Raw genomic sequence first — 13,146 nt, 5'->3', positions numbered from 1 at the left:
GACGCACAGGTACCCGGAAAAGGAGGGGAAGACTCGATGAATATACATGCAACCAAAAAATTGTTTGATTCTATCCCATTTGGTGCGGAAACTATTGTCACACCGGAAGATTCCCTTTATTCCTGGCATGCGAATCTGCTCGTTATTGACCGGCGGAAAGCGCTTGTGCTGATGAATGAGGCCACCCGGTACGCGGTTGTCCTGTATGGCGTGAAAGCTAAGGATTTGAAACGGATTGATCAATTGGTTGGCGAATCGATTCGCACAATGTTGTTGGCCGATCATGTGGATGAAAGCGTGATCGATCAGTATTTCGAAAAGGCGGGCGGGGTGACGTTCCATAAGTCGAAAAACCGGTCGCTGACATCTCGGCTGAACAAGGCTTGCGAGACGGTCTGGTTCCTTGGAGATGAGCTGACTTTGGCCGAGCCTGTTAGCGTGCTGGCCAGCAAGCGGTTGAACCACTTACTCGTTGGCGGGGCGGGGCTTGAGATGACCCGTCCTGATGAGGAGATGATGGCAGCTCTTGCGGCAATGTCCGGCAGCGATTCAGATTATGAGGGATAGCTTACTGTGCTCCCTGTCTCACAAGTGAAGGAGACGCCCAGCCTGTAGACTGTCCTTTACGGGATACTATGAGGGTAAGCTGATTACCTTTGAAGGCGGTGACTGTTTATGAATGAACCAATCTATGAACCGAAGCGTACAAAACGGATACCTACTCAACAAGAGATGGCGCACGTCTTCTTGTTCTATTCATTTCTAAGCGCTGCTTTTTTGTTTGCGCTCGTTCTTTTGAAATTCTTAATGTTTGACCAGCTGTTGTCGTTCGCCAGACCGATGCATTTGTTCTTATGGACAGCTGCGGGTTCTCTGCTGATGATAGGTTATGGAGTACTGCTTACAGTCATGTTGTCTTCTAATCATATCGATGATGCCAATAAAGCGTATCAAGATGGCAGCGTTGCGAGTATAGCAGTCTTCATGTTGGCGGCCTCCCTGTTTGAAGAGCTTTTATTCAGGGGCCTGCTGCAGAATCTACTATCACTTTGGACAGGAAACGCATGGTCAGCAATCTTGCTGACGACCGTTGTTTTTGTCTGTTTTCATGTTCAGTATTTCAGGAAACCCGTTATGCTGGTGACCATCAGCCTGCCAAGCGTTGTGTTCGGCTGGCTTTACGTTAAGACGGGTAACTTGTTAGTGCCGACCGTCGTTCATTTCACGATGAATTTTGTAATGACGATGCTGTTTAAATTCAACAAGGTAGCGTTGAGAGATTGACTTTTAGTGACAGGTATCTCTAATTTATAAAGGACGTGACCTATGACTGCGAATCGAAATGAAATTAAACCAGACACATCCTCAGAGGCTCTGCGCCTGCTCGTCGGCCCGAATGATCAATACTATTTGACCCGCTGGAGCCGGCGTGACAAATTCACCTTCAACTGGCCTGCCTTTCTGTTCATCTTTTTGTGGAGGGGGTACCGCAAAATGTATGGGCTGGTGGCGGGAGTTTTGGCGGTCTGCCTGCTGATCGATTTTTTTGGCGCGGTGTTTCACTATGATGTCGATCTGGTTGTGAATGTCTTAGTTATCGTGTTCGCCATCTTCCTCGGGTTTAACGGGACGGCGTTGTACCGGTGGTCTGTCACGCGCCGGCTGCGGAAGCTGGAAGCCCGGACGGCGCCGGAGGATCTGCTGGAAGCTGCAGATCGGCGGCGGGCCAACTGGATCGGTGTGGTGCTCGTCTGGATTGCGCTGTTGGTGTATATGGGTCTGTCCATGCAGATAGGCCGGCTGTTGGAGCATGAGAATTGGCTGTTCAGGCATTAAGGGTTATTCGATGTTTTGAAGCCTTCCGGTAATTTGCATCTTCATCGGCATTGGCTGGGCATACAGGCAGAGGGAAAGATAGGGAGATGATTTTTTGCGGGATCTCAGTTTGATAGAAACGTTCAAAAAATTTCTCGAAGATTATTCGCCGGAACAGCTTACGCTTATACTGGAGCCGGATGTCTGGTCTGTCGGTCAGATGTACGATCATCTGCTTGTCGTCGCGAACGAGTATTTGGATAATGCGGAAGCTTGTGCTGCAGCGTGTCCTTGGCCAAGTCAGGGAAAGACAGATTTTGGAGAGTACTTGTTTGCTATTGGAGGGTTCCCTCCCGTGAAGATTCAATTACCGCCTGAGCTTAACGCTCCGCCGGATAATGGGAAAACGAAGGAAGAACTCACGCTGGCGCTCAATCATTTGCTGAGCCGTATGAAAAAAACGGGATGCGCAGCTGAGCATATTTCACCGGATGCCAAGATGGAACACGGTGGTTTCGGATGGCTGAACGCCCAGGAATGGGTCGAACTTGTGGGAATGCATTTCCATCATCATTTGCGGCAAAAGTACGAGCTCGATCAAAGACTGGGGGTTAAACCGTAGGCAGTTACGATTGCTATGGTTGTGCCTAAACGGTGAAGGCCTTTTCAGGATGGTTGCCATACTAGGTGTTTATAGGAACGATGACAAAAAGCATCTTCGCCGCAAGAGAGGGCAGAAGATGCGTTTTTTGTTTCATTAGTTATTCTATCACCGCACCCGCTGTTTCCTCATCCACTGCGTCGCAACCCATTTCTCGCCGAGTTCGACAGGGGCGCCGCCGTGCAGTGTCATGTCGTTCAGGGCAGGATCGTTGTAGAAGTACTCGAAGTAGACGGCCATCCCTTTTTGCGGGGTGACGGACAGTTTCAAGTGGGGGAAGAACGTTTCGCCGCCCTGTTCGACATCATTCAAATACATGACGAGCGTGCTGATCCGGTTGTTCGTTACGTTGCTGTTTGCAGAGAAGAAATCATGGTGTGCTTTATATTGCTGGCCCGGTTCGTACTTGAGGATCTGCAGGCCTTCGCCGTGCTCGATCGGGATGTTCATGACGGCTTCAATCCGTTTTTCGATCCGCGTGACGGTCAGGTTGTCGGTTTCATCGATGAACATGCTGCTGCTTGTCCGGATGTCGTTTTCTGCTCGGGTCATACCGATTTTCGAGCGTTTGACTTTATCCGCCGACAGCCAGATCAGTTCTTCGCATTCTTCATCGCTCAGCATATTGCCGAGGACGACGACGAGAGGTTCTTCGTATTTCGCAATGATTTCGACGTGCCGGTCGGTCTTGATCACTTTTCCTATATGGTTGAATATCGTTTGTTCTCTATTTTCCGCTATCAACTTCGACACCTCGATTGTGGTTTGATTTTTTTCTTAAATCACCTACAGTGTTGCGTATGAGTGTACAGCTAATATCGGACTCCTTTTGAGTGTCGCACTTCCTCTTTGGTTATAAGGTCAATTCAGTGTAGCACGCTGGTGCGTCAGCCGACAATCGTGTATGTAGTCTGAAAGGTAGTTATATATTCCTGTTTTTAGGTCGAGAAAGGTGCCTGTGCAGCAAACAATCATGTTTGTTTGAACAAACGTGAATGTTTGGCGCACAGGCACCTTTTTTCACCAGATTGGCCGGCCTTCGATAAAATCGGGAGCTTGTAGACTTAGCAGTTTGTAGAGGCTTGGGGCAATGTCCGTCATGGTGATTGGCTCGTCCAAGTCGCCTGGCTGGATATCCGGTCCTGCAGCGTAGAGCATCGGGTGCAGGGAGGGGCGCATCGGGCTGCCGCCGTGGCTTCCGAGTTCCAAAGTCGGTTCCATCGCAATTTCTGCGTCTTTCCCCATGAGGAAACCGGAAGCGGCGGATAGGAAGACGTCACCGCTGTTGTTGTTGAAGATGGAGGCATATGCTCTGTCATCTGCCGTCCAGACTTTTTCGTATGGTGTTTCCTGCTCGAGTTCATCTGAATCAAAAGGAACTGTGGGGTACTGGTACGCAGGGTAGGCTATGTCCGAGTTTCCGGTGAGCCAGCGGCCGATAGGATGGCTGACTTTCCGCGGGTCCCTAAAGCGGGGAGAGAAGCGGGCACCGTTTTTGAAGACGGAGACGATTTCCTGTTTCACCTGTTCATACTCCGCCGGGTCGACGATCCCTTTTTTCTCACGGCCTTTCAAGTTGACGTATACGTGTGCGATCGTCCCGCTCGCTTCAGCGTATGCTTTTGTTTTGGATGAATCGATTTTGCCGTTTTCATCTTTCACTAAAAGTCCTGCTTTTTCGAGCTCGCGGTTTGGCGACAGCCGTGTATGGATCGGCTCGAGACCATGGTCGGAGATGAGCAGAAGGTGGTCGTTTTCCTTCAGATCGTCCGTGATGCGGCCGATGGCGTTGTCTGCCTGGCCGAACGCCCAGCTGACGTATTTCTCGTAATTCTGTACGTTGTCCGAATAGCCGGGCTGCGCTGGGTCCCTCAGCAGGAATTCATGCAATTCCGTATCGACGACAGGGTAGTAATAGAACAGCAGGTCCGGGTGATAGGTGTCTTTGACGTGCAGGCTGACGTCGGTTATCCAATCCGTGAACCGTTTGCCGGCCTGCTCGTATTCCTCCCGGGTGATCTCGCCGGCTTTGAACGCCCGCATTTCGTCTGGAGCGGGGTAGAAGCCGAACTTGGCGTGCATGTCATCAGCGAAGCTGCCGGGACCCTGGTAGATGCTGCCCATGATCGTTCCCTGGAACAGCCGGAGATCCCCTTTTTTATCGGCATCCCCTTTTAGCTTGACGTAGAAACCAACGCTGTCTTCAGAGGGCAGGTCGAGCGTGACGGCCGTCCAGCCGTCCGTTGTCAGTTCCTTGCCGATCGTTGAACGGTTCTGGGATAAGTAGAAGAGGGGGCCTTCGTTTTCCGCTTTGAGGATGAACAGCTGCTGGGAAGGGGCGTCTTTGACGTCCAGCGTCAGCACAGCTTCCTCCGCGTTTTCCGAGCCGTCCGGCAGCTGGTCGAGCCGCTCGTCGCTGACAGCGCTGAATTTCAAGTCGTGCAGCTTCGAATCAGCTAACGTGCCGCCTGAATAGACGGCGTATGTCGCAGCCGATGCATTTTCAGGATTTGAGTCCGGAAATGCGACGGTGGCCGTGATTTTTCCTTGGTTCTCTGCTTCTTTCCAGATCGGGGTGACGCCGACTGTTTGCGAGAATCCGCTCGTGTCCGTCTTGACTTTATCGCCAGTCGTATGGAACTGGTTGCTGACGATGCCGGTTTGGGCAGGCGACGCACCGGTAGCCATCGCTGCATGGGACGGTGCGGTCAGCGATGGCGTGACAGTCGTGAAGTTCGTGGCGGCTGCCGCTTGATCCTGAAACCGTTTCAAGCTCGGCATGAGGCCTTTTTTTATGTAGCGCTGTGAATCCTGGTATCCTAAGCCGTCGAAGGAGACGACGCTGATCGTGCCGTTTGTCTCGGCTGCCGCACGCTGGCAGGGCAGGAGTCCGGTCATCCCGCACAATAGGAGGGCGGCGATAAGTGCTGTATGTTTTTTCTTAGTTGGTTTCATAGGAGATCCCTCGCTTTGCTAGTCTATTCCCGGTGCGGGAAGCAAGCAAACAAGAGAGAAAAGAATGAAAAATACGGTACCTGTGCAGGAAACAATCGTGTTTGTTTGAATAAACTTGATTGTTGGAACTAACGCGTTTGTTTGACGCGCAGGCACCTTACAAGTTATTTTCTCTTCTGGCGGCTGTCGAAGAATGCCCAGCCGACAAACGCACTGACCGCCAGAAGTGCCGCGTACAGGAAGAATTCCGCAGTGATAGTCGCTTGCAAAAGGTCCTGTACGGTGGTGCCCCGGACGAATATATCGTATGGATTCGCGTCACGGTAGGATATCGGAAGTTTGTCGCCGAGTCCGTACTGCTGATAAGTATGCCTTGTGACATTTTTGACGGCCTTCACTGTCTGGCCGGCGCTGTCTTGGAAGGCGACGGTGAATTCATAAGCGGAATCTTCATGTTTTCGGTACGTGACGTGAGAATACGTGTCGTAGATAAGCGCCTCTGTTTCCGTCTTGCCGAACGGCAGAAGTTTACGGGACAGGTTGACGAGGAACCGGCTGGTGATGGCGAGGAACACGAAGACGAAGATACCGGCGATTCCCCAGCCGCTTTGCACTTTTCTCACTTTCCGCTGTTCTCTTCCCATCTTCCGCTTTTTTTTCAAAGTCCGTTTGCGGCCGGACGTTTGTTCCATCCGTTCAAGCCCCGGGATTGATAGAAAGGTAGCGATCAAGCAGCAGAGAGCGAGGAAGCCGAGCACACAGATACCGATCAGGTAAAATACACTGTCAATAATGATGTCCCGGATGGTTGAGAAGTCGGAAGGACCGGATGAGTACCCTTTTACCGGATCACCTGGTTTGAGTTCGCTGACCTGCTTTTTGGATATGCGATTCATGTAGGGGGCTTCTTTTCCATTCGGCAGTGTCACGCGTACGTAGTAGGAAGGCGGGGTGAACAGCCCCTTCTCCCCGGTCTTTTCAACGCTCATCACAGTAGCAGACTCATATGAAAGCAAAGGGTATTCTTCTAAATAGGATGAAATGAGGGCCCAGGTGAAGAGACTGAACAATACCGTGACGGCCGCCATTCCGGCAAATTCCTTCATTTTTTCCATCATGTACACTCCAGATCTATCTGGGTGCCTGTGCAGCAAACAAACATGTTTGTTTGAACAAACTCGATTGTTCGAACAGACTCGTTTGTTTGGCGCACAGGCACCGTTTTTTTCATTGTAACGTTTTTCGGTCTATTCCGTCTAACTTGTCAGAGGGGGGCGGTTGGTCGTGAAGAAACTAGTGGGTGCAGCGCTTGTAATTCTTGCATTTGCAGTCGGCGGCTGCGGGACGGCGGCCCCCGGCAAAGATGGGGCAGCTGATGGAGGAACTGCGGCGGAACAGGAGGGCTGGAAAACGATAGAGACGGTTGGCGGGCGGGAGATCATCGCTGCGCTGAAGCAGTCGGTTGCCGATTCTCCTAAGCGGAACGAAGCTGTGAAGGATATTCTGGCGAGGACGGACTATGTGGAAGGGTATCTCGGTGAACCGTCCGAGGAGCTGGCTGCGGATAGTGCCGTTCAGGCGATCGAAGGGCCGGCTGCCATTGAAGCGGTCGAGGCTGTGTACGGCGGATATGATGGTTTCGAGAAAGAAGGGGTCTTGTTTTTTGAAAACCAGGCGTCCGGGGCAGCTCAGTCCGGCATCTGGATCGGTGTGAAAAAGCCCGATGACCGTGTGCAGCAAGTGCTCGACCGTCTCCAGCCGAAAGTCGATGCCGGTGAGCTGCTGGCCCGCCCGATCTATATTTTCCGCAGTGCGCACACGCAGCGCGAATTATATGCGCAGCAGGATGAAGTAGCGAAAGCGGTAAATGCGCTTAGGCAAGAACGCGGGTCGTCTGCCGTATCGGCCAATACGATTTCCGGGGAGATCACCGTCTCACATGATTTCTTGAAAGACAGTCAGGTGGGGGAACTGAAGAAGCAGTTTCCGCAATACAGTCTGAAGTTTGAACAGAATGGCCGCATGGTCGCGGAACCCGGACAGTCGGCTGTCATGAAACCGGACAATGCTGTTACGGAGACACCCGTCGAAGAAGGTGGATTCGTCATGAGTGTCTCTGCAGATGAATTCTTCGTTTCGGGCGGTACGGAAGGTGCGGTCTACTATTCATTTCCAGAAGCGGAACTACTGTCTGTCGGGAGCCGGGTGAAAGTGGAAAATACCGGCAGCATAGCTGAGTCCTATCCGGCACAGGGGGAAGCGAAGTTCGTCGGAATTCTGCCCGATTACAAGCCGCTCGGCGCAGTTCTTTCCGAGTCACAAGCTGTTAAAAAAGCTATTGACAGCAAAGTATCCGGCCCCTCAGGGTTTCTGGAGATCCGCAATACACGCTATGATGCAGGGCGGGGAATCTGGGTGTTGACGCTGTATGATGAGACAGAAATGGAGATCGAAGACCGCTGAATCGGGAGCATGTACGGTGAATAGTCGTGATTGTTGAAACAAACACGATTGTTTGGCGCACAGGCACCTGTTTTCAATGGAATAAACTGAAAGAAAAAAACTATTGTCCAATTCGAAAAACGTTGGTACACTATATCAAACCTGTACACGACAGACCGTGGCATGGTGGACAAGTTTTCATTCATATAGTTATCAAGGGGGGAACTCGGATGGCACAAGTGTTCAGGAAGTGGAACAGCATCAGTTTGGTGAAACGCATTATTCTCGGTATCGTGGCAGGTGTGGTGCTGGCATTGGCACTGCCGAAAGCGGCAGCCTGGGTCACGATTTTCGGTTCGCTGTTCGTCGGTGCGCTGAAGGCGGTTGCACCGGTTCTGGTCTTATTCTTAGTTATGTATGCGCTTGCTTCCCATAAGCGCGGCACGAAAACGAATATGAAGACGGTCCTTTCACTGTATGGGATCGGCACACTGCTCGCAGGAGTGGTGGCAGTCGCAGTGAGCTTCGTCTTCCCGATCACACTGAAACTGACGGCAGGGGCGGAAGGTCTCGAGCCGCCTGAAGGGATCGTCGAGGTGCTGCAGAAGCTTCTGTTCAACCTGGTCTCGAACCCGGTGGAAGCGTTGCTCAGTGCGAACTACCTTGGCATTCTCTTGTGGGCGGTCGTGCTCGGTCTCGCATTGAAAAGTGCCAGCCAGACGACGAAGGACGTTCTCGGCAATGTGTCGGACGCCATTACGAAAGTCGTTCAATGGGTCATCAGCCTGGCACCGATCGGCATCATGGGCCTCGTCTTCGATGCGGTCGCGACAACAGGGATTTCGGCGCTTCTCGACTACGGTAAATTGCTGCTCGTACTGGTCGGCTGTATGCTGTTCATCGCACTCGTGGTGAACCCGCTGATCGTCTACGTATACATCCGCCGCAATCCGTACCCGCTCGTCTTCCGCGTGCTGCGGGACAGCGGTCTGACAGCATTCTTCACGCGGAGTTCGGCTGCAAACATCCCGGTCAACATGAAACTCTGTGAAGAACTCGGTCTCGATGAAGACACGTACGCAGTTTCAATCCCGCTCGGCGCGACCATCAACATGGCGGGCGCAGCTGTTACAATCGCTGTCCTGACACTGTCTGCAGTGCATACGCTCGGCATCCAGGTCGACTTCCTGACAGCACTCCTGCTCTCAGTCGTCGCAGCCGTATCGGCAGCAGGCGCGTCAGGCGTCGCTGGCGGATCGCTCCTGCTGATTCCGCTTGCGTGCAGTCTGTTCGGTGTCCCGAACGACATCGCCATGCAGGTTGTCGCAGTCGGTTTCATCATCGGCGTCGTCCAGGATTCTTGCGAAACAGCACTCAACTCTTCGACAGACGTCCTGTTCACAGCGGCAGCTGAGTATTCTAAAGAATACAAGGAAAGCAAAGTCGGTAAAGCCGCTGCAGTGAAATCGTAACGGTTTAAACAGCAAAAGGACTGCCCAACGGCACATCGCCGGGGTGGTCCTTTTTTGGTGGAATGCAATCTGTGGTACGAGTATAGTATTGTACTCAATTCAGATAAGGTATACTGTTCTGCAGAGGTGAAGGAAACATGCAAACTGGAAAAAACCGATTGGAAGTCACTGACTGATGGCGTTCGGGATTGATCGGAAAGAATTGAAGGCTTGGAAACAGCGAGTGGCAGCGGGAGAGATCGCTTTTCTCACGCATTATTGGCTGGACGACCGGTTCCCCGGTTGCAAAACCGTAACAAAAGCTGGCTGCAGCGATGTGGACAAGCTGAAGGCGTGGGGCAGGAACTATGGGCTGAAGCCCGAGTGGATCGACTACAAGGAAGACTTCCCGCATTTCGACTTGTTCGGCAAAGTTGAACTGCAGGCTTTGCTGGATGCCGATCTTGAAGAGCAGGCGCAGCGATTCCGTCTTGTTTGACGAAGCTTGTACGAAGATAATCGTGAATGTTTACACAAATGAAATTGTTTGGTGCACAGTCAACGTCGATATGATATACTATCGGTAACTTAGTTGAACGGAGGTGGGAAGGATGGAAAAAGCAGCAGCGCAGACAGGTGTACAACTGGATACGTCCATGTATTATGCACGTGTCATTACTTACGATTTTTTGGCCGACGGGATACGTCTGTCCATTTTTAGAAAACCAAAAAATCGTTGCGCAGCTGATTAACGCCATTCTTTCCACGGAGGGACTGTCTGTTTTCAGGCGGTCTTTTTTGTTTGCCGTTTTTCAGTGCGCTCACCAGGAGGCACTACTATGCAGATCAAAGCGGAAACCATCGCCAAAACACTTGGCGGAACAATACTATTCGAAAACTTGACAATGGAAGTCAAAGCGGGCGAGCATGCAGCGTTAGTCGGACGGAACGGCTGCGGCAAGACGACATTGCTGCGGCTTCTTGCGGAAGAGGAAACACCCGACAGCGGCCGCATCATCCGCACGAAAGACAGCACGGTCGGATTGCTGCATCAGATTCCATCGTATCCGGAATCGAGCGTGAAAGAAGTGCTGCTCGAGGCGTTCAGCGATCTGTTAGTGACAGAACGTCTGATGAAAGAACTGGAGATCAGGATGTCGGCGGAAGTCACAGAGCGGATTCTCATGCAATACGGGGAGCTTCAGGAAATGTTCATGGAGCGCGGCGGGTACGAAATCGAGTCCCGTCTTGCAAGCATCGCGAACGGACTCGGGATTACACGCTTCCTCTCGCAGCCATTTGACTCCTTGAGCGGCGGGGAAAAGACGAAAGTGATACTCGGCCGTATTTTGCTGCAGCAGCCGGACATCCTGCTGCTGGACGAACCGACGAACCACTTGGACATTACAGCGATTGAATGGCTGGAACAGCATTTACAGCAATTTTCAGGTACCGTCATTCTCATCTCTCATGACCGGGAATTCATGAACCGGACGGTTGGTAAAGTAATCGAACTCGAGGACGGTGAGTGCTGGGTGAGCCATGGAAATTACGATGCATTCCTAGAGAACCGGGAAGCCCGGATTGCCCAGCAGTTTTCGGAATACAAGGAACAGCAGAAGAAGGTCAAGAAGATCAAGGAAGCGATCCGCCGTCTCCGGCAATGGGCAAATGAGGCGTCACCGCCGAATCCCGACCTGTACCGAAAGGCGAAGTCGATGGAGAAGATGCTTGCCCGAATGGAACTCGTGAAAAAACCGAAATCCGACGGTGCGATGCGACTTAGGCTCGAGGCGGCAGACAGGAGCGGGAAGGAAGTCGTCCGTTTCGAACATGCCGCCCATCGGTTTTCATCCGCAGCCGCGCCGACTTTGGAGAACTGTACGTTTTCAGTCCATTGGCAGGATCGGCTTGCGATTGTCGGGGCGAACGGCACCGGTAAATCGACGTTGCTGAAACTGATCCTTGGGCAGCTGATGCCTTCGAACGGACGGGTACATGTTGGGTCAAATGTGAAAATTGGTTATCTTGCCCAACAGTTCGACACGCTTGACGGGGAGCAGCGGCTGATCGATGCTTTCCGGGAAGATGTGTCTATGACGGAATTCGACGCGCGTCACGTCCTCGCCCAGTTTTTGTTTTACGGATATGATGTGTTTAAGAAAGTGAAGGATTTGAGTGGCGGGGAGAAGATGCGGCTCCGGCTCGCCCAGCTCATGCAGCAGGACTTGAACCTGCTCGTCCTGGATGAACCGACGAACCACCTCGACATCGAAAGCAGGGAGGTATTGGAGGAGACACTCGAACGCTTCGGAGGGACGATCATCGCGGTGAGCCATGATCGCTATTTCCTCCAGAAGCTGTTTACGAGGACCGCCTGGATGGAAAAGGGATCCCTGACTGTGCATGAAGGGGATTACGCATTTGCCGAACGCAAACAGCGGAAATAGGAAGACTGCATGAATAGGGTGCCTGTGCGTGAAACAATCATGAATGTTTAAACATTCATGATTGTTTGCTGCACAGGCACCTTTTTTTAACGCAATAACAGATTCACGTGATCGGTCGTGTCTTTATCGTTCAGGACAAACTGGAGTTGGAAATTGCCGATGTCGTAGATGAAGCTCACCTGCTTCATCTCAGGCAGGGGGCGCTTCGTTCCGGGCTGTCCGAGCTGTTTGACGATGTCTTCGCTTGTGATCCCGCCGAGGTTCGTCTGGCGCTCGACGTTCGTACCGAGGTAGCGTGCTTCCGTGAGCAATCCGTTTTTATCGTAACGCAAATCGTAGGAAGCCTGCCCCATCGAGCCGGTATAACGGTCGAACGTATCCTGGCGTTCCGGCTGTCCGATTTCGTTGTAGACATCGGTCTGCGTCGTCTTGCCGACATAGAATTTGTCGGACAGGCGGTAGACTTTCCCTTTTTTTGCATCAGCGACAAGTCCGTTCAGCGCGTCGATGGCCATTTGTTTTTGCTCCTGATCGACATCTGTGCTGTCTGTATTGGCATCTGTTGACTCCCCGTTACCGGAGGATCCGTCCGACTCCTCGTTTCCCTGTGATCCGGAGGCGGATGAATCGCCCGGCTGCTGTCCTTCGGTGCCGGTCCCGGAAGAACCGCTGTCCGCTGAACCAGCCGTGTTGCTGTTCTCTTCACTGCCGGGTGCGTTCTCAATCGCCGGTTTTCCGTTAGCGCTGCCCTGATCCGGATTGCCTTCCGTTGCAGAAGAGCATGCGGACAGACTTCCTGCGAGGAGGACAGCAGCCAATGCTGCATGTCGTTTCATGAGATTCAGCCTCCTGTCGTTGAGATATCTATAACGTATTTTCCCCTTCGTCCTTCCGATTACACACTTTTTTTGACGGGTGCCTGTGCGTGAAACAATCATGAATGTTTAAACATTCACGATTGTTCACTTAGTCATGATTGTTTGTTGCACAGGTACCGGTATTCCGGATTTCACTTGCGCAGACGGGCGATTTCGTCTGCGACTGCGAATGCTAAGTCATCGTTGCCGAACAGCTGCAGGACGTCGAGCATCGTTTCGTTATCGATGAACAATTCGTCCATGCCCTCATCTTCTTCGAGCACATTCTGGAGGGCGGCGTTCGCCGGCTGGCCGGGATAGGCGCGCTGGTAAAGGGCCTGCGCATCCAGCTCATGATTGGAACACCACTGGGCGAACAGCCGGATCATCAGCGTTTCGTCGTCTTTAAATTTTTGGATGATCTGTTCGTCGAGATTTTTAAATTCCATAGTAAGACCTCCGGTGTGTACGTAGTTTTCCTCAGTATATCGGAAAGACGGAAGCTGTGCAGAACA

Annotated in this window: 14 protein-coding genes; 9 read left to right on the top strand and 5 right to left on the bottom strand. The window is 52.1% G+C overall.

Annotated elements, in window-relative coordinates; translation table 11 throughout:
• The first annotated feature begins 36 nt into the window (after positions 1-36).
• The 4 genes from NFU03_RS06950 (at position 37) to NFU03_RS06935 (ending at position 2,437) form a co-directional block, all read left to right on the top strand.
• Entirely contained in the window at positions 37-567 is a 531-nt protein-coding gene (locus NFU03_RS06950; RefSeq protein ID WP_251637327.1) for a DUF6933 domain-containing protein, read from the top strand.
• Positions 568-675: 108 nt separating this feature from the next.
• On the top strand, positions 676-1,284 hold the full coding sequence (locus tag NFU03_RS06945; protein ID WP_251637325.1) for a CPBP family intramembrane glutamic endopeptidase: 609 nt from the start codon (positions 676-678) through the stop codon (positions 1,282-1,284).
• A 42-nt stretch (positions 1,285-1,326) separates the two neighbouring features.
• Positions 1,327-1,836, top strand: coding sequence for a DUF2628 domain-containing protein (locus NFU03_RS06940; protein WP_251637323.1), 510 nt, complete (start codon positions 1,327-1,329; stop codon positions 1,834-1,836).
• Between the two features lie 109 nt (positions 1,837-1,945).
• Entirely contained in the window at positions 1,946-2,437 is a 492-nt protein-coding gene (locus NFU03_RS06935) for a DinB family protein (RefSeq protein ID WP_251637321.1), read from the top strand.
• A 147-nt stretch (positions 2,438-2,584) separates the two neighbouring features.
• On the opposite strand, the gene NFU03_RS06930 is transcribed toward NFU03_RS06935, so the two are convergent.
• The 3 genes from NFU03_RS06930 to NFU03_RS06920 form a co-directional block, all read right to left on the bottom strand.
• The gene (locus tag NFU03_RS06930; protein WP_251637318.1) at positions 2,585-3,220 is read right to left on the bottom strand and encodes a 2OG-Fe(II) oxygenase; all 636 of its coding nucleotides are present in this window, start codon (positions 3,218-3,220) and stop codon (positions 2,585-2,587) included.
• 276 nt (positions 3,221-3,496) lie between these two features.
• The gene (locus NFU03_RS06925) at positions 3,497-5,431 is read right to left on the bottom strand and encodes an alkaline phosphatase family protein (protein ID WP_251637316.1); all 1,935 of its coding nucleotides are present in this window, start codon (positions 5,429-5,431) and stop codon (positions 3,497-3,499) included.
• Between the two features lie 164 nt (positions 5,432-5,595).
• Positions 5,596-6,546, bottom strand: a complete 951-nt coding sequence (locus NFU03_RS06920) for a hypothetical protein (protein WP_251637314.1) — start codon at positions 6,544-6,546, stop codon at positions 5,596-5,598.
• A 169-nt stretch (positions 6,547-6,715) separates the two neighbouring features.
• Between NFU03_RS06920 and NFU03_RS06915 the strand changes: the two genes are divergently transcribed.
• The 5 genes from NFU03_RS06915 (at position 6,716) to abc-f (ending at position 11,774) form a co-directional block, all read left to right on the top strand.
• Positions 6,716-7,894 (top strand): DUF3221 domain-containing protein, encoded by a 1,179-nt coding sequence (locus tag NFU03_RS06915; RefSeq protein ID WP_251637312.1) that lies wholly within the window; start codon positions 6,716-6,718, stop codon positions 7,892-7,894.
• Between the two features lie 209 nt (positions 7,895-8,103).
• Positions 8,104-9,345 carry a serine/threonine transporter SstT gene (gene sstT / locus NFU03_RS06910; protein ID WP_251637310.1) on the top strand — a complete coding sequence of 414 codons (1,242 nt, stop codon included), beginning with the start codon at positions 8,104-8,106 and terminating at the stop codon, positions 9,343-9,345.
• A 175-nt stretch (positions 9,346-9,520) separates the two neighbouring features.
• Positions 9,521-9,823 (top strand): hypothetical protein, encoded by a 303-nt coding sequence (locus NFU03_RS06905; protein ID WP_251637308.1) that lies wholly within the window; start codon positions 9,521-9,523, stop codon positions 9,821-9,823.
• Between the two features lie 112 nt (positions 9,824-9,935).
• Entirely contained in the window at positions 9,936-10,076 is a 141-nt protein-coding gene (locus NFU03_RS06900) for an RAxF-45 family protein (protein ID WP_251637306.1), read from the top strand.
• Between the two features lie 87 nt (positions 10,077-10,163).
• The gene (gene abc-f, locus NFU03_RS06895; RefSeq protein WP_251637305.1) at positions 10,164-11,774 is read left to right on the top strand and encodes a ribosomal protection-like ABC-F family protein; all 1,611 of its coding nucleotides are present in this window, start codon (positions 10,164-10,166) and stop codon (positions 11,772-11,774) included.
• Between the two features lie 86 nt (positions 11,775-11,860).
• Here abc-f and NFU03_RS06890 read toward each other — a convergent pair whose 3' ends face one another.
• Complete coding sequence (locus tag NFU03_RS06890; RefSeq protein ID WP_251637303.1) at positions 11,861-12,610, bottom strand: DUF4309 domain-containing protein; 750 nt, start codon at positions 12,608-12,610, stop codon at positions 11,861-11,863.
• 173 nt (positions 12,611-12,783) lie between these two features.
• Entirely contained in the window at positions 12,784-13,080 is a 297-nt protein-coding gene (locus NFU03_RS06885) for a hypothetical protein (protein ID WP_251637301.1), read from the bottom strand.
• Positions 13,081-13,146 lie beyond the last annotated feature (66 nt).

It is taken from the genome of Sporosarcina sp. NCCP-2716 (assembly GCF_023707985.1).
Lineage (GTDB): Bacteria > Bacillota > Bacilli > Bacillales_A > Planococcaceae > Sporosarcina.
The sequence above is the reverse complement of the archived record's forward strand: the minus strand, read 5'-3'. Positions and strand labels throughout refer to the sequence as shown.

Excerpts from the sequence above, each read along its gene's own strand:
- NFU03_RS06885 (WP_251637301.1), bottom strand. The coding sequence starts at position 13,080 with ATGGAATTTAAAAATCTCGACGAACAGATCATCCAAAAATTTAAAGAC.
- NFU03_RS06940 (WP_251637323.1), top strand. The coding sequence starts at position 1,327 with ATGACTGCGAATCGAAATGAAATTAAACCAGACACATCCTCAGAGGCT.
- NFU03_RS06920 (WP_251637314.1), bottom strand. The coding sequence starts at position 6,546 with ATGGAAAAAATGAAGGAATTTGCCGGAATGGCGGCCGTCACGGTATTG.
- NFU03_RS06900 (WP_251637306.1), top strand. The coding sequence starts at position 9,936 with ATGGAAAAAGCAGCAGCGCAGACAGGTGTACAACTGGATACGTCCATG.
- NFU03_RS06950 (WP_251637327.1), top strand. The coding sequence starts at position 37 with ATGAATATACATGCAACCAAAAAATTGTTTGATTCTATCCCATTTGGT.
- sstT (WP_251637310.1), top strand. The coding sequence starts at position 8,104 with ATGGCACAAGTGTTCAGGAAGTGGAACAGCATCAGTTTGGTGAAACGC.
- abc-f (WP_251637305.1), top strand. The coding sequence starts at position 10,164 with ATGCAGATCAAAGCGGAAACCATCGCCAAAACACTTGGCGGAACAATA.
- NFU03_RS06890 (WP_251637303.1), bottom strand. The coding sequence starts at position 12,610 with ATGAAACGACATGCAGCATTGGCTGCTGTCCTCCTCGCAGGAAGTCTG.
- NFU03_RS06945 (WP_251637325.1), top strand. The coding sequence starts at position 676 with ATGAATGAACCAATCTATGAACCGAAGCGTACAAAACGGATACCTACT.
- NFU03_RS06925 (WP_251637316.1), bottom strand. The coding sequence starts at position 5,431 with ATGAAACCAACTAAGAAAAAACATACAGCACTTATCGCCGCCCTCCTA.
- NFU03_RS06905 (WP_251637308.1), top strand. The coding sequence starts at position 9,521 with ATGGCGTTCGGGATTGATCGGAAAGAATTGAAGGCTTGGAAACAGCGA.